The sequence below is a fragment of the Mesorhizobium sp. B3-2-1 genome (assembly GCF_006439515.1).
Taxonomy (GTDB): domain Bacteria; phylum Pseudomonadota; class Alphaproteobacteria; order Rhizobiales; family Rhizobiaceae; genus Mesorhizobium.
Map to the genome: position 1 here is coordinate 122,820 of NZ_VFTI01000007.1, position 15,069 is coordinate 137,888.

Consider the following 15,069-nt stretch of genomic DNA (forward strand, 5'->3'; position numbering starts at 1 on the left):
GAGCCCGGTGTCGCTGCTCAATCCCACTCAACCAAAGGCTCGCGCCACCATCAAAAGTAGCGCTTCAGATTCGCTCGGATGCGGTCCAGAACGGTGTCGCCGGAAAGGTCTGGCACGAATGCCTTGCCGGTGATCGCCTCGTAAGCCTGGGCATAGACGCTGGAGGCCTGTTCGACGATCTCGTCCGGAATCCTCGGGATCGGGTCCTTGTAGGGATCGCAGCGCGCCGTCACCCAGGAGCGGATGAAATCCTTGTCGAAGCTCTCCGGCCGCGTTCCATCAGCCAGCGCCTGTTCGTAGCTCGACGCGATCCAGTAGCGGCTGCTGTCGGGCGTGTGGATTTCGTCGGCGAGAATGATCGTTCCGTCCTTGTCGGTGCCGAATTCGTATTTGGTGTCGGCAAGGATCAGGCCGCGCTCGGCGGCGCGTGCCTGGCCGCGGGCGAACAGCCGCAGGGCGTAATCGGAGACGGTCTCCCATTGCGCCGGCGTAAGCAGGCCCTGCTCCAGGATCTCGGCCCTGGACAGCGGCTCGTCATGGCCGCCGTCCGCGGCCTTGCTGGTCGGCGTGATGACCGGCTCGGCCAGCTTCTCGTTGTCGCGCAAGCCGCCAGGCAGGCGCATCCCGTACATCTCCCGCTCGCCGCGCCGGTAACGGGTCAGGATCGAGGTGCTGGTGGTCCCGGCCAGATAGCCGCGCACGACGATCTCGACCGGCAGGATGTCGAGCCTCGTGCCGACGACGACGTTGGGATCGGGATATTCCCGCACATGGTTCGGACAGATATCGGCCGTTTCCTCGAACCAGTACCGCGCCGTCTGCGTCAGGATTTCTCCCTTGAACGGGATCGAGGTCAAGATGATGTCGAAGGCGCTGAGACGGTCGGTCGCGATGATGATGCGCCTGCCGTCGGCCAGGTCGTAATTCTCGCGGACCTTGCCTTTGTAATAGCCCGGCAGTTCGGGAATGAAAGCATCCGACAGGACACGCATGGGCTCTCCTGCCTTTGCGCAGAGTGGCGATGCCCTCGCATAGTCCGTCGACCCCATGCATATCAAGCGCGATTGTCGGTATTCCCCGCGACGTAGCTGGATATACCAGTCGCTTTTTTCACAACCGATGCCGGAAGGCGCGGCGACGCGGCGGGCCCGCCGCGCCTAGGTTGGTGCCACATTCAGGAGCCACCGACGTCCACCATGCAGACCTACGATTTCATCATTGTCGGCTCCGGCTCGGCCGGCTCGGTTCTGGCCGACAAATTGTCGGCCTCGGGCCGCTTCTCGGTCCTGGTGCTGGAGGCAGGGGGCAGCGACCGCCGCTTTTACGTGCAGATGCCGCTCGGCTACGGCAAGACCTTCTTCGATCCCACCGTCAATTGGAACTACAAGACCGAGCCGGACCCCGGCCTCGGCGGCAATGTCGACCACTGGCCGCGCGGCAAGCTGCTCGGCGGGTCGAGTTCGATCAACGCCATGGTCTGGATCAGAGGCGCGCGCGAGGATTTCGACGACTGGCGCGCCGCCGGCAATCCCGGCTGGGGCTATGACGACCTGCTGCCGGCCTTCAAGGCGCTCGAGGACAATGAGGCCGGCGCCGACCAATGGCGCGGCACCGGCGGCCCGCTGCACATCAGCGACACAACTGATGCAGTCCACCCGCTGACCAAACGCTATCTCGCCGCCGGCCAGCAGGCCGGGCTGCCGCTCAATCCCGATTTCAACGGTGCTGCCCAGCAGGGCGTCGGCATCTACCAGATCTCGACCAAAAACGGACGTCGCATGTCGACGGCACGCGCCTTCCTGCGCCCGGCGATGAAGCGCGCCAATGTCCGCGTCGAGACCAACGCGCTGGCAAGTCGCATCCTGTTCGAAGGCAAGCGCGCGGTCGGCGTCGAGTATCGGCAGAACGGTCAGACGAAAACGGCCCGCGCCGGCCGCGAGGTGATCCTGTCCTCGGGCTCGATCAACTCGCCGCAGCTCATGCAGCTCTCCGGCGTCGGCCCTGCTGCATTGCTCAAAGGATTGGGCATCCCGGTGGCTCATGCCAACGAGAATGTCGGCGCCAATCTGCAGGACCATGTCGGCATCAACTACACCTTCAAGGGCAAGCTGCCGACGCTCAACCAGATCCTGCGCCCGTGGTGGGGCAAGCTTTTGGTCGGCATGCAGTATATCCTGACCCGCTCCGGCCCGCTGTCGCTGTCGATGAACCATGGCGGCGGCTTCTTCCGCACCGACCCGGCCTTCTCGCGGCCCAACATGCAGCTTTATTTCCAGGCCTTCTCGACCCTCATCCCGAAGAATGGCGAGCGCCCGATCCTGACGCCGGATCCTTGGCCAGGTTTCTCCATCGGCCTGTCCAACTGCCGTCCGTCGAGCCGCGGCGAGATCATGATCCGCTCCAGCAATCCGCTGGATTATCCCAAGATCGTCGCCAACGCCTACTCGACCAACGCCGATGTCGACGAGATGCTGGCGGCGGTGAAATTCGTGCGCAAGATCGCCTCGATGCCGGCCATGGCCGAGATCATCGCCGAAGAGGTGTTGCCCGGACCGTCGATCCAGTCCGACGCCGACCTGATCACCGATTTCAGGAAGCGCTCCGGTACCGTCTATCACCCGGTTTCGACCTGCCGCATGGGCCCCGATCCCTCGCGTTCCGTCGTCGATCCGCGCCTCAAGGTGCACGGGCTCGAAGGCTTGCGCATCATCGACGCCTCGATCTTTCCCGACAACATCACCGGCAACACCAACGCCGCCTCGGTCATGACCGGGTGGAAGGGCGCCGAACTGGTTCTGGAGGACCATAAATGAAAATCACCGACGTCAAGACCTGGGTTGTCGGCAATCCGCCGCCTGGCATCGGCGGCAAGTATTTCATCTTCGTCAAGCTCACCACCGATGGCGGCGTGGTCGGCTATGGCGAGGCCTACAACGCTACCTTCTCCGCCCACATCACGGCGAAGATGATCGAGGACATGGCCGAGCGATACCTCGTCGGCCGCGATCCGCATGACATCGAAAATTTCTTCCGCCGCGCCTATTCTTCCGGCTTCACCCAGCGCCCCGACGTTTCCGGCATGGGTTGTTTTTCCGCACTCGAAATGGCCTGCTGGGACATCGTCGGCAAGGAGGCCAACAAGCCGGTCTACAAACTGCTCGGCGGCCAGGTGCACGAGACGCTGCGCTCCTACACCTATCTTTATCCGCACACCGGCAGTGTCCATTCGGAGGACGCGCCGGACGGAAGGAACGTCTACAACGATCCGGAGATGGCCGCGGCCTGCGCGCTCGAATATGTCGAGCAGGGGTTCAACGCCGTCAAGCTCGACCCGGCCGGCCCCTACACCGCCTTCGACGGCCACCAGCCCCGCCTCGTCGACATCGATGTCTCGACCCGCATGATCAAGGCAATCCGCGAGGCGGTCGGCACCCGCGCCGACATCCTCTTCGGCACGCATGGCCAGTTCACCGCATCGGGCGCGCTGCGCCTGGCGCGCGCCATCGAGCCCTATGATCCCTTGTGGTTCGAGGAGCCGGTGCCGCCTGACATGCCCGAAGTGATGGCGCAGGTGGCGCGTGCGACTTCGATCCCGATCGCCACCGGCGAGCGGCTGACGACGAAATCCGAATTCGCCCGCGTCATCGAGAACCGCGCCGCGACCATCCTGCAGCCTGACCTCGGCCGCTCCGGCGGCATTCTGGAGACCAAGAAGATCGCCGCCATGGCCGAGGCCTATCACATCCAGGTCGCGCCGCATTGCTATTGCGGGCCGATCGTCGGTGCCGCCAACATCCAGCTCGCGGTGACGCTGCCGAACTTCCTCATCCTGGAATCGCTGAAGCAGTGGGACGGTTTCCACGCCACGCTCCTGAAGAAGAAGATCGAATGGCAGGACGGCAATGTCATCCCGTCGAAAGAGCCGGGCCTCGGCGTCGAACTCAACGAGGCTGTCTGCGACGCCCATCCCTACACCGGCAAGGACCTGCATCTGCAGATGATGCAGACGCCGTTGATGCCGTGAGCGAGAGCTACGCCTTCATCGGCCTTGGCCATCTCGGCGGCAACCTTGCTGCCAGCCTGATCCGCAACGGCTTTGCCGTCACCGTTGTCGACCGCGACCCCGCCGCCGTCGAGCGCCTCGTCGCGTTCGGCGCCACGACTGCCAACAGCCCGGCCGAGGCAGCCGCCCGCGCCGGCAATGCCATAAGCTGCCTGCCCTCGCCAAAAGTCAGCGAAGCGGTGCTGGCCGGACCGGGCGGATTGCTGGAAGGTCTGCCCAAGGGCGGCACCTGGATCGAGATGTCGACCAACGGCCGCGACGAGATTTTGCGGCTTGCCGCCCTCGCCTCGGCCCAAGGCGTCGAGACGTTGGAATGCCCGGTCACCGGCGGCGTGCATCTGGCGGCAGTCGGCAAAATCACCGCGCTGGTCGGCGGCGATGCCACCCTCTACGAGCGTCACCGCCCGGCCATCGAAGCGATGTGCGCGAAGTCGTTCCTGATGGGCCCGATCGGCTCGGCGGCCGTGATCAAGGTGATCACCAACATGCTGGCCTTCATCCATCTGGTCGCCACCGGCGAGGCGCTGATGCTGGCCAAGCAAGGTGGCCTCGACCTCGCGCAGAGCTACCACGCCATCGTCGCCTCCTCCGGCAACAGCTTCGTCCACGAGACCGAAAGCCAATTGGTGCTGAACGGCTCCTACGACATCGGCTTCACCATGGACCTGGCACTGAAGGACCTCGGCTTCGCGCTCGCCATGGCCGAACAATCCGGCGTCCCGCTCGATCTGGCATCGCGCGTCAACGCGATTTTTCAGCAAGGCAAGGCCGCGTATGGCGGCGGCGCCTGGTCGACCCAGATCGTCAAGCTGCTGGAGGATACAGTCGGCACCGATCTGCGCGCGCCGGGCTTTCCGGCCAAGTTGGAAATCTGAGCAACATGAGCCAGCAAATGAAATCAACGCGTTGGGCAAGAATCTAGACTCATAGCCGCAACAACTTGAATCAGAGCTGCAACATCACGACTGGTTTCCTAAACGAGAGTTTCGATCGGATCGTATACCTCGGCGATTGACGGAAACACCCTTCCCTTCGTCATCCTCGGGCTTGACCCGAGGATCCATGCCGTAACATCAAGGCGTTGCAACGGTGCTGTTCCGGCCAAGGTCGCGGCATGGATCCCAGGGTCTCCGCGACGTAGCTTCGCTCCTGCTTCGCCCAGGGATGACGACGTTGTGGGACGCTGTCCCCGGCAACATCTCGCTTCAATATCTCAGCGTCAACGCCCCGGGCAGGATCTCGAAGGTCGCCGGTATGCGTCCGGGCGACTCGCCGTCTATGTCGACCAGCGCGCCGTTCTTTTCCACATCGCCGAGCGGTTCGACCACCACTTTCCTGCCGCGCAGGATGGTGATGGCGGGATGGTCGCGGTGCCTGCCGCCATAGAGCAGCCTGATATCCCAGATCAGCTTCAGCTTGCCGGCCGCGCGCAGGATGACGATGTCGAACTGTCCGTCGGTCAGTTCCGCATCGGGCGCGATCATCATGCCGCCGCCGAAGAATTTGCCGTTGGCCACCGCCACCAGCGCCATGCGCGCCTCGACCGGGTCGCCGTCGTCGACGGTGATCCGTACGTCCTGAAAGCGGTAGCGGATGAACTCGACCACTGTGCGCCACAGGAACAGCGCCTTGGCCGACATCCTGCCCTTGCGCTTGTCGGCATTGACGGCGCGGTCGGTGGCGCCCGACAGGCCAAGGCTGGCGATATTGATGAAGTGGCGGCTGGCCAGCGCGCCATGCTCGTCGATGTAGCAGATACGGCCGGCATCGACCGCCCTTGCCTTGGCTTCGGCCATCCGTTTCAGCGTCGCGTCGATCGCCGTCGGCAGGCCGAGGCCGCGCGCGAAATCGATGCCGGCGCCACAAGGCAGCAGGCCGAGTTCGGTTGTCCTGCCGCCCTCCTCGCGAGCCTGCAGCAAGCCGTCGGCCACTTCGCTCGCCGTGCCGTCGCCGCCGGCCGCGATCACCAGGTCGAAACCGTTTGCCGCGAGATCGAGCGCCAGCCGCTCGGCGTCGCCCTCGGCCTGTGTCTCGCGCAGTTCGAAATCGCCGAAGTGCTTTTTCAGCGCGGCGGCGACATCGGGCCAATGCCGTTTCAGCCGGCCGCCACCGGCAATCGGATTGAGCACCACCCCGACCTTCACTATGCATCCTCCCCCGGAAGGCGCCGGACATGCCGCGCCCAAATCTTTTGCCGGTATTGAAACCCGCGCCTGTCGGCAGGGCAAGGGGCACCGTCGGTTCGGTCGCCGAAAAAGCGGGGCAGGCTGTCTAAGGCGTTCGCGCCTGAATTTCCTTGGCTTCTGGCATCGGTCCCCGATAACCCCGCTATCCACAGGGGCTCGGCCATTCCCCAAACCCCTTACCCGGCGTAAGTTCAACCCATCTCAGGCGGCTACCGATCATCAAGCCGAAAGGCGAAGTGAAAGGCGGATTTCCTGAGGCCCGTACGGCCCGGAGCGAAAGCAGGCTTGCCTGTTCGAGGGACGGAAGCCGAGACCTACGGGGCCGCGGAAAGCGTGCCAACGCCGACGGCGGACCGATGCTGCCATGAAGGACGGCAAAAACCTTCGATGGCGCGCAGGGCAAAGCCCGCAAGGGCCAAGACCGGCGTGGTCTGGAACGGATGCTGCCTTCGGGCGGCCTCTGGCAGGACCGTCAAAATCAAGGCCGGCATGGCGCGACGACTTTGCGGAAGTTGCTGCCGCGACCGTGTCCTGATCTGACAGGGAGGCGCTGGGAGAAATCCCGGCGCCGACTGTCTTTGGGCTCTCCAACACAATTGTTACGGTGTTTCTGGTTAGGGCTGCAACCGGCGGCAAAATCAGCTAACGTTCGGCGTCAATTGAAGGGGGATACTTCATGACGCTGATCCAGAAGCTTGCCGTCGCTTATGCGTTCCTGTTCTTCGCGGTCGTCGCCATCGGCTACATTCCGGCCTTCAACGATGCCGACGGCAATCTGTTCGGCCTGTTCTCGCTGCAATGGTATGACGACCTGCTGCATGCCTTTTCCGGCGTCTGGGCGCTGGCCGCAGCCTTCATCTCGCATCGCCAGGCGGTGTTCTATTTCAAGCTGTTCGGCTCGGTCTATCTGTTCGACGGCGTGCTCGGGCTGATCACCGGCTCCGGCTGTCTCGATGCCGGCATCTTCATCAACGGCTTCCGCTCTCTCAGCGACATCGAATTCCCCACCCGATTCTTCGCCAACCTGCCGCACATCGTCATCGGCGGCATCGCCGTCTATATCGGGTTCTGGCTGTCGAAGCGCATATACGACCACTTCGCCACGGCCTGAGCGGCCATGTTCCTGTTCCGCTTGATAAAGCGCATCATCAAGGCGATCCTCTGGCTGATCGTCATCGTCATCCTGATCCCGATCGCCGGGCTCGCCTATGGCTTCCTGACCACGCCGTCGCTCGACAAGTCGCCTTTGCCCGGCATTGCCGACGGCGCGCCGCCCAAGGCGCTGGCCGACAAGGTGCGCGCCGAGATCCCCGGCTACCAGCGGCCGGAGGAATCGACCTTCCTCACCTATCCGGAATGGGCGATCGTCTACGCCGCGCGCGAATATGCCGGTTTCGTCGCCAAGGACCAGCCGAGCGGCTTCCCCTATTGGTCCTATGTCGGCCGCTTCTGGCAGGATTACGCCACGGTGATCCGCGCCAGTTCCGCCTACAAGTTCAACTATGCCAACCACCAGATGCTGGTCATCATCGGCACCAGCCATTCGATCGAGCATATATTGCAATGGGCCTATGAAAACACGGTCGGCCGCATCACCGAGGCGGCATCGGGCAAGCGCACCGCCGCCGACATCTACCAGGCCAAGGTGGCGGCGGATTATGCCGGCTTCCTCGACCAGGTGCCGTGGTATCAGTTCCCCTATGCGCAAAAGCGCGCCGGGCTGTTTGCCGTGCAGCCGGCGCCTGGTGACAGCTCCGTCCGCACCAGCGAACGCAAGCTCGCCTTCGGCCTCGCCGACACCGTCAAGCAAGGCTATGCGGACCTGATCAAGCAGGCGCTTGCCGCGACCTCCGACCCCGCCTTCCTCGATGTCCATGTCTGGGCCAAGGGGCCGGTCGGCGAGGCCACCCGCAACGAGCCCGACACCTTGCTGGAACGCGACTACGGCACTGACGGCACCGTTTTCGTCACCAAGCGCTATCAGGTCTTCACCGACATGATTCCGCGGCTGATCGACAAGGGTGTCTCCTTTGTCGAGATCGGCGGCAATGACGAGATCATGGTCACGGTGCTGTCGACCGATTCAATCGCCGTCCCCGAGGGCATGCGCATCCTGTTCAGCTATCCGCTCCCCGCGGAACCCTCGACGCGCCGCACCGGAATGGTCGTGGCCGTGCGCAAGTTGCATCTGGTGCTGCCGTCGCTGATGAAGGCCGGCGCCAGGCTCGAACACGTCTACGACTATTGAGGCATTTCGCTCACGCCCGGAGGAAACACGCGCCGCCACGCACATTCCATGGTCGAAGCCAAATTCCCGCCTTGATCACACGCAATGGAGATTGCGTGTTGCCCAGGCGCGACATGCGCCTGACTGGGCTGCCGGGGGGCATCTCGAAGGGACGAGACCGTGATCAAGACCGCCCTTGTCGCCATGACCATCGTCGGCTGCGACTGCGACGCCAAGCTCTGCGAATATATCGGCGAGACACCGGCCAAGTGGTCGACCATCGCCGATTGCGAAGCCGCGATGAAAAGCCAGATCCTGCACGAGCGCAATTTCAATTATCCGCTCGTGTCCGGCATCTGCCGCGCGAAGGGCTCGGCGTCCTCCTCGCACCTGGCCGCGATCGCGTCGGGCCTGGAACTGAAGCCCGCCAGCCGAACCGTCAGAACGGAAAGCCCGCTGCCGCCTGAACTCAGCCATCGCCCGAGCGTCCCGGTCGGATCGCCGGCGACGGCCCTGGACGCGGCCGCTGCCCGCCCCGTCGCCTATGAACAGGTGGTCGATGGCGGAACCGGCGTGCTCTATCGCACCAAGAGCGGCTACGCAGTGGTCAAGACCGATCTCGGCCGCGCCGTCTCGGCAACCGCCGACGCGGCAAAGCGCTCCGTGAACTGGCTGGCCGGCCTGGTGCCGGGCAAGCTGTAGGCCTCGCCTACATCTTCAGCTTCAGGCTCTGCCAGAACTTGTCGATCAGCGGCTTCTCGGTCGCCGCGTCCTCGCCCGCGACGCGCGTGATGAACAGCAGCCCCTGGTCGGCGCGACCGTGGCCGACGATCTCGAAATAAGCAGTGTCGGTGCGAGTCTTCACCTCGGCGGTGATGCCGGTCAACGCCTTGCCGTCCGCGAGCTTGCGCGTTGTCGGCTGCTGCGTCAGCTCGGCACCGGCCTTGACCGATTCCTTGGTCATCTCCTGCAGCATCAGCTGGTTCAGCGACACCGGGTTCATCTTGCCGTATTCCTGCACCACGACGATCGTGCCCAGCGCCGAGGCCATCAGATATTGCGTGATGTTCTCGCCGAGATCGGTCTTGGTCACCGAAATGCCGCTCGGATGGTTGAAGGAGAAACTGCCGCCGGAAAAGGTCGCGAAATCGTTCTTGTCGAGCTTCACTTCGACCTGTTTGCCGTCCGGCAACGTCACATGGGCGCTCTCGCCGGCGTCGATGTCGACCGCCTTGCCGTCGATCGTCAGCCTGAAGGCTTTCAGGTCTTCGGCGCCGGCCGGTCCGGGGCAAAGTGCGACGAAGGGGAGCACCGCCGCCGCTGATCCCATCCGCATGGAATTCTCCTCCAACTGCTAAGCCGTCCCGCTCAGCGCCTTGATGGCACGGTAGAAGGTCGAGGAAAACAGTTCCGTCGGGTCATAGCGCCGCTTTGCCGCCAGGAAGGCAGGCAGTTCAGGATAGGATGCCAGCAACTCCTTGGCCGTGTGGTGCAGCTGGTAGGGCAGGAAGAAGCGGCCGCCATGCTTGATCGTCGCGTCGATCAGCGCCCGGGTCAGCGCCCGCATCCTGGCGTTGCCATCGGCATCGGCCGGCTGGTTGATATAGAGCACCAGCGAATAGGCCGGCTCCGGCGCGTAGGTCAGCGCCACGTCCTCCTTGTGGACGATGCGCACCGAAGCGTTGAGCACCGGCAGATCCTGGTTGCGCAGGATCTCGCGCGCTTCGGCGATGAACTCGACATAGGCGGCGCGAGGAATAAAATATTCGTGCAGTATGTCGGTCTCGTTCATGAGGTCGTTGAACAAATACGGCACCGAATCGTGCATCGGGTTGTTGCGGGTGACGAGACAGGCCTCGCCTTTGGCCAGCGCCGAGGTACGCGGCACCGTACAACTCTCGAATTTCGGCTCCAGCGCCTTTTCGGTGAACCATTTCAGTTCCTGGAACGCGCTGCCCCATTTGGCCATGTTCATGATCACCCGCTTCAAGCCGACGCCATCGGGCTCACCGAGCGCCGGCTGGTCGGCCGGCGGCTGCTCGGCGACCTTGTCGTAGCGGTAGACGATCATGTCCTCGAGGAAATTGCCCGGCGCCGTCGACAGATGGCCGTAGAACAGGCCGATGTCCTTGTTCGGCTCCAGCACCTCGGCAAAAAATTTCGGGAAATCGTCGGATTTGATGATCTCGCGCGAGGTGCGGTAGACGGCATTGTCAACGATATCGAGCGTCGCCTCCAGCACCACGCCGAACAGGCCGTAGCCCCCGACGACATGGCGGAACAGCTCGCCGTTGTCGGCTGGCGAGCAGGTGGTCACCGACCCGTCGGCCAGCATCACGCGCATGGAGCGGATCGAGCCGGCCACCGAGCCCGCCTGATGGTCCATGCCATGCGCGTTCACCGACAGCGAACCGCCGACCGAAAAAATGTCGGTCGACTGCATCGCCTTCACCGCGAAGCGCGGATGCAGCATGTTCTGGATGTCGTGCCAGCACGCGCCCGGCTGCAAGGTCATTGTCTTGGCCGCGGCGTCCACCGTGATCTTGTTGAACTTTCTGAGGTCGAGAACCAGCGCATTGTCGTCGAAGGCATGCCCGCCCATCGAATGGCGGATCGCCGCCAGCGACACTTTCAGCCCGGTGGCGCGCGCAAAAGCCAACGCCTTGGCGATGTGCTCTTCCTCGCTGATCTCGACCACGCCATAGACAGGCGTCCTCGACAGGCCGCTGGCATCGTTGATGTCGCCGCTTTTTGCCAGCCAGGGCAGCGACGGATCGAAGGCTGGCGAGCTGGCGATCGGCTTCAGCGGCAGCGCGATGCCGTCTATATCGGCGATGCGTCCGGTGTTCTTCGGCCCTGACGGGCCTCGCGCCAGCCGCGCCACGGTAGTGCCGCCCCACAGCACGGCGCCGCCGAAGACAGCCGCGCCCAGCAGCAGCCGCCGCGACAGGCGAAATCCCTTTTGCTGCTCGGCCATGCGGATCCCCCGTCAGCCAAGGAATAGCGCGGCCTTTTGGCAAAAACCATGGCGACGCTGCCGGAACGGCGTTTCGCCACCGTCGTCGCCTGACGGGGAGTGTCCAAGCTAATGAAAATGGCCGATCCCCGAAGGAACCGGCCAGATTGGAGCAGGGTCTCAAAAGTCCGGTCGGCGGTCTCTACGAGGCCTTCTTGATCGACGTCACCATGCCGGTCTTGTCGTCGACCGTCACCGCCACCTTGGCGCCGACCTTCAGTTTCCCGACCGACGCATCGGGCGACAGCTGGTAGATCTTGCCGTCGTCGAGTGTGACCGACTTGGTTGTCGGATCAACCGCCTGGATGGTGCCCTGAACGGTCGCGGCATAGGCCGTGCCGAGAAAGGCGAGCAGAGCGGCGGTGGTTGCGAGGGTCTTCTTCATGGATAGCACTCCGTGCTGTTTCGGTTTTCCGGTACCGCTTGGGAGAGAGCAGCACCGAACGGCCCGAGACTGGGGCGGAAAGCGCACTGGCCGCAAATCACGTTGGGTGTATTTTCGCAAAGGAAATCATCGGCTTAATTCCGACATAATAGCCTCCAAGCCCCCGATAGCGACCGCTTGCCCTACCCTCATGTAAGGCTTTCTGCGCGCGAAATGAGTCGTTTGACGGATTGCGGCTCGCTCCGTCGGCGATCACGCGGCCGCCGCAATCCCTTCCCGGCCGTATCACGAAACAGGACTTCGATTTTTTCATCGATACACGTTTTATGTCGTGCGCCGGCTCGAGCCTGCCAGCCGCAGAGATGAATTTCGCGCTCAGGTTGCAAAATCGAAGCGAATGCCGGATGGTGTCGCCTTGTAGTAAGGGGAGACTTCATGAGAATCGCCGTCCGGACCACACTATCCCTGATGCTGGCGTTTTTGCCCGGCCTGGCTGGCGCGCAAGGCGCCGATCCGAGTGACGACAAGACGATGATCTTTGCTCCTGATGATCCCGACATGGCGGCGGCGACCGCGCGGGCGCTCGCCAGCCTGGATGAATTCCTGGCCTTGTCCGAAACACCTCCGTCCGGCACGGACAGGTTCAAGCTGAAGGTCAAGGTGCGGGACGGCAACGTCACCGAACACTTCTGGGTCATTCCCTTCCGTCGCACGGAGGCCGGATTTGTCGGCATATTGGCGAACGAACCGGAGGAGGTGCACAACGTCGTGCTCGGCCAGAATATCGAATTCACGCGCGACGATATTTCTGACTGGGGGTACACCAGGGACGGCCACCAGGTCGGCAGCTTCACCGTCTGTGTGATGTTCAAGAGAACGTCCAAGGAAGAGGCGGACTATATGCGTGGCAAATACGGCTTCGACTGCTGAGCCTGCTTCGGCCTGTCAAATCGCCCCATCCCTCGCGCCGATCTTCCTCACCAAGGCCGCCGTCGCCAGCATGGCGCCCATGTCCGAGATCATCGGCGCGACATGGGTCTGGTAGTCCAGCGGCACCGAAATATCAGGCAGTTCGAAGAAGTTCTTCGGTTGCGGCAGGAGCAGAAAACCGTCGCCGCCGTTGAGCGCGACACGCGCCGGCTCGTCCGGCCAGGTTTCGCCGAGCCATTTCAGCGCCTGCGCCAGCCGGCCGGTCACCAGCGGCCGTGCCGCCTCGACATTGTCGGTGCGGAACTCATAGGCGGCGTCAAGCTCAGGCACGCCGGACGGCAGTTCCTGCATCTTGGCCGCGAACATGCCGCGGAAAAAGCCGATGACGCCACTGGCACGTCGCGCCGCCACCAATATTCCAGGAAACGGCTCGATGGCCTCGAAAGCGACGACGACACCCTTGAACGTGGTGGCCTTGTTCTTGGTGGCGCCTCCGTCCCAAAGATCGGCTTCGTAGAGTTCGAAGGCAAATCCGTCATAGCGTCCGGAGATGATGTCGTCGAAGCGGCTCATGGTGAAACCGCCGACCGTCTCGCGCGGCAATCGGTCGAAGGAATGCGGCGTCACGTCGTGCTGGTAGCGCATATCTCCAATGAAGCCGAAGATGATCGGCATCAGCGTCTGGCGAAACGATTGCCGCAGCCTCGCCGCCGGCCTGATTGCCCTGAAATAGAGCACGATCGCCACCACAAAACCGATGACATAGAGAAATACGTGCGGCGTCGAGAACCATTGCTCGTTGGGATCGGCGACCTTGTTGAACAGCCAAGCAATGAGAGCGACGAACACGACCACCAGGCCAACGAACAACGGCACGCGCCACTTGACCCCGCGTGCCACCGAGGCCCTTGTCGCTTCGTAGGTCTCGATGTCCTTCTTGATGGCTGCGACGGCATCCGCGCCCGGCATGAAATTTTCCATCGCCATCCCCCGCTGCCGAAGCCCGCTTTGCGCCATTATGATAGCTGCTTTTGCAGGAACGACGCCAGCCGGATAGAGCGGTGATCCCTTCTCACCTTATGGGAGAAGGGACGATCGTCCTCAGCCGACCCTCGACCTTATGCAGCATTCCACCTTCCAATTCCTCCACCGACACCAGCCGCTCATGGTCGCCCACGCGTAGCCGCATGAATGGATGCAGCCGATAGGCGGCGACCCTGCCGCGCGTATCGGCATCTGCACTCACATCGACCACGAATATCCCGCCGATCCGCCCCGGCCACGGCTGGCGGGCGAAAGCGGTGCCGAGGAAATCGCCGAGACCATAGGCGACGACTGTCCCCCCAATCCGCTCTACCGGCTGCACGACATGGGCATGGTGGCCGGCGATCAGCCCAACGCCCTGCCCGGCCAGCCGCTGAGCCAGCGCCCGTGTTCCGGCGCGCGGAAAATGGCGGAATTCCCAATCCCAATGTGGCACGGCACAAAGCAGGTCGACCCCAGCACTCGCCTCGCGCGGCCAGTCCGTCGGATCGCTGTCCATCGAGACGCGCCCGGCAAACAGGCTTTCGTCGGCGTTGCGCCAGAGCGTGAAAGCGGCGAAGCCGATGGCGAGCGGCCCGGCCGCGAAGCGTTCGACCGGACCATTGGCGGCCAGGCCGATGATGCCGATATCGAGCCGCTTCAGCGCCGCCACCGTCGCGTCAAAACCGGCGACGCCCTGGTCGAGCACATGGTTGTTGGCCAGCGACAGCACCAGTTTTTCGCGCCGTATCCCGACCGCCGCCAGCGCCTCCGCCAGAAAGCGTTCGCTCATCGCATGATGCGTGCCGAGCTTGGTTCCCAGGACGGCGCTCGGCCTGCCGACAACAGGGCTTTCACAATTGCCGATCACCAGATCGGCCGTGCCCAGCAGCGCCTTGATCGCCGGATCGCAGTCGGGCGCGCTCCGGTTGGCCACCGCCGAGATGTCGCCGATGAAGGCCAGCCGCACCGTCTGTCCTGGTGGCGTATCCATCAGCGTCCCCGATGCCGGCGCAAACCCTGTGGCATCACCGGCGAGCGACGGTTTGAGGAAGCGCGGCAGCCAGGACAGCTTGTAGGAGAGCGGATAGTTCGACACGGCACGCCCAATCGTTTGCCTTGTTTAGACTGTCCAGCGGGCAGGTTGAAGCCGTCGGCAATCAGCGATGTGGACAGCGCTTCGGCGCTGGCAGGCGCGACGTCGTAAATCCGTGTATGGTCGCTGCCGACAAATGGGAG

General features: G+C 63.4%; 14 protein-coding genes. 7 read left to right on the top strand and 7 right to left on the bottom strand.

Translation table 11 applies throughout. The annotated features are described in order from the left end of the window. Nucleotides 1-50: 50 nt before the first annotated feature. The gene (locus FJW08_RS09850; RefSeq protein WP_140810342.1) at nt 51-992 is read right to left on the bottom strand and encodes a phosphoribosylaminoimidazolesuccinocarboxamide synthase; all 942 of its coding nucleotides are present in this window, start codon (nt 990-992) and stop codon (nt 51-53) included. A gap of 204 nt (nt 993-1,196) precedes the next feature. Here FJW08_RS09850 and FJW08_RS09855 point away from each other — a divergent pair, with 204 nt between their 5' ends. From FJW08_RS09855 to FJW08_RS09865, 3 genes are read left to right on the top strand one after another with little or no spacing between them, the layout of a single operon-like run. Further along, complete coding sequence (locus FJW08_RS09855) at nt 1,197-2,813, top strand: GMC family oxidoreductase N-terminal domain-containing protein (protein WP_140810343.1); 1,617 nt, start codon at nt 1,197-1,199, stop codon at nt 2,811-2,813. Continuing rightward, on the top strand, nt 2,810-4,024 hold the full coding sequence (locus FJW08_RS09860) for a mandelate racemase/muconate lactonizing enzyme family protein (protein ID WP_140810344.1): 1,215 nt from the start codon (nt 2,810-2,812) through the stop codon (nt 4,022-4,024). The genes FJW08_RS09855 and FJW08_RS09860 overlap by 4 nt, the downstream gene beginning before the upstream one ends. Continuing rightward, a complete protein-coding gene (locus FJW08_RS09865; RefSeq protein ID WP_140810345.1) occupies nt 4,021-4,938 on the top strand; it encodes an NAD(P)-dependent oxidoreductase in 918 nt (305 codons plus the stop codon). Before FJW08_RS09860 ends, FJW08_RS09865 begins: the two co-directional genes overlap by 4 nt. 330 nt (nt 4,939-5,268) lie before the next feature. Here the strand turns inward: FJW08_RS09865 and FJW08_RS09870 are convergent, their stop codons facing one another. After that, nucleotides 5,269-6,207, bottom strand: a complete 939-nt coding sequence (locus FJW08_RS09870; RefSeq protein WP_140810346.1) for a diacylglycerol kinase family protein — start codon at nt 6,205-6,207, stop codon at nt 5,269-5,271. A gap of 718 nt (nt 6,208-6,925) precedes the next feature. On the opposite strand from FJW08_RS09870, the gene FJW08_RS09875 reads away from it, so the two are divergent. The 3 genes from FJW08_RS09875 to FJW08_RS09885 all read left to right on the top strand — a co-directional run bounded on the left by FJW08_RS09875 (nt 6,926) and on the right by FJW08_RS09885 (nt 9,178). Next, nucleotides 6,926-7,360, top strand: a complete 435-nt coding sequence (locus tag FJW08_RS09875) for a DUF4383 domain-containing protein (RefSeq protein ID WP_140810348.1) — start codon at nt 6,926-6,928, stop codon at nt 7,358-7,360. Between the two features lie 6 nt (nt 7,361-7,366). Beyond that, complete coding sequence (locus FJW08_RS09880; RefSeq protein WP_140810349.1) at nt 7,367-8,497, top strand: hypothetical protein; 1,131 nt, start codon at nt 7,367-7,369, stop codon at nt 8,495-8,497. Nucleotides 8,498-8,656: 159 nt separating this feature from the next. Next, nucleotides 8,657-9,178 carry a hypothetical protein gene (locus FJW08_RS09885; protein ID WP_140810350.1) on the top strand — a complete coding sequence of 174 codons (522 nt, stop codon included), beginning with the start codon at nt 8,657-8,659 and terminating at the stop codon, nt 9,176-9,178. A 7-nt stretch (nt 9,179-9,185) separates the two neighbouring features. On the opposite strand, the gene FJW08_RS09890 is transcribed toward FJW08_RS09885, so the two are convergent. The 3 genes from FJW08_RS09890 to FJW08_RS09900 form a co-directional block, all read right to left on the bottom strand. Next, the gene (locus tag FJW08_RS09890) at nt 9,186-9,812 is read right to left on the bottom strand and encodes a hypothetical protein (RefSeq protein WP_140810351.1); all 627 of its coding nucleotides are present in this window, start codon (nt 9,810-9,812) and stop codon (nt 9,186-9,188) included. Nucleotides 9,813-9,830: 18 nt separating this feature from the next. Next, nucleotides 9,831-11,453 (bottom strand): FAD-binding oxidoreductase, encoded by a 1,623-nt coding sequence (locus FJW08_RS09895; protein ID WP_140810352.1) that lies wholly within the window; start codon nt 11,451-11,453, stop codon nt 9,831-9,833. A gap of 181 nt (nt 11,454-11,634) precedes the next feature. After that, nucleotides 11,635-11,877 (bottom strand): DUF1344 domain-containing protein, encoded by a 243-nt coding sequence (locus FJW08_RS09900; protein WP_015316128.1) that lies wholly within the window; start codon nt 11,875-11,877, stop codon nt 11,635-11,637. 435 nt (nt 11,878-12,312) lie between these two features. Here FJW08_RS09900 and FJW08_RS09905 point away from each other — a divergent pair, with 435 nt between their 5' ends. After that, nucleotides 12,313-12,807, top strand: a complete 495-nt coding sequence (locus FJW08_RS09905) for a DUF2314 domain-containing protein (RefSeq protein WP_140810353.1) — start codon at nt 12,313-12,315, stop codon at nt 12,805-12,807. A 15-nt stretch (nt 12,808-12,822) separates the two neighbouring features. Here the strand turns inward: FJW08_RS09905 and FJW08_RS09910 are convergent, their stop codons facing one another. Then, nucleotides 12,823-13,794 (bottom strand): DUF3137 domain-containing protein, encoded by a 972-nt coding sequence (locus FJW08_RS09910; RefSeq protein WP_140810355.1) that lies wholly within the window; start codon nt 13,792-13,794, stop codon nt 12,823-12,825. 85 nt (nt 13,795-13,879) lie between these two features. Beyond that, entirely contained in the window at nt 13,880-14,929 is a 1,050-nt protein-coding gene (locus FJW08_RS09915) for a CapA family protein (RefSeq protein WP_140810356.1), read from the bottom strand. Nucleotides 14,930-15,069 lie beyond the last annotated feature (140 nt).

Excerpts from the sequence above, each read along its gene's own strand:
- FJW08_RS09850 (WP_140810342.1), bottom strand. The coding sequence starts at position 992 with ATGCGTGTCCTGTCGGATGCTTTCATTCCCGAACTGCCGGGCTATTAC.
- FJW08_RS09855 (WP_140810343.1), top strand. The coding sequence starts at position 1,197 with ATGCAGACCTACGATTTCATCATTGTCGGCTCCGGCTCGGCCGGCTCG.
- FJW08_RS09860 (WP_140810344.1), top strand. The coding sequence starts at position 2,810 with ATGAAAATCACCGACGTCAAGACCTGGGTTGTCGGCAATCCGCCGCCT.
- FJW08_RS09875 (WP_140810348.1), top strand. The coding sequence starts at position 6,926 with ATGACGCTGATCCAGAAGCTTGCCGTCGCTTATGCGTTCCTGTTCTTC.
- FJW08_RS09880 (WP_140810349.1), top strand. The coding sequence starts at position 7,367 with ATGTTCCTGTTCCGCTTGATAAAGCGCATCATCAAGGCGATCCTCTGG.
- FJW08_RS09890 (WP_140810351.1), bottom strand. The coding sequence starts at position 9,812 with ATGCGGATGGGATCAGCGGCGGCGGTGCTCCCCTTCGTCGCACTTTGC.
- FJW08_RS09895 (WP_140810352.1), bottom strand. The coding sequence starts at position 11,453 with ATGGCCGAGCAGCAAAAGGGATTTCGCCTGTCGCGGCGGCTGCTGCTG.
- FJW08_RS09900 (WP_015316128.1), bottom strand. The coding sequence starts at position 11,877 with ATGAAGAAGACCCTCGCAACCACCGCCGCTCTGCTCGCCTTTCTCGGC.
- FJW08_RS09905 (WP_140810353.1), top strand. The coding sequence starts at position 12,313 with ATGAGAATCGCCGTCCGGACCACACTATCCCTGATGCTGGCGTTTTTG.
- FJW08_RS09910 (WP_140810355.1), bottom strand. The coding sequence starts at position 13,794 with ATGGCGATGGAAAATTTCATGCCGGGCGCGGATGCCGTCGCAGCCATC.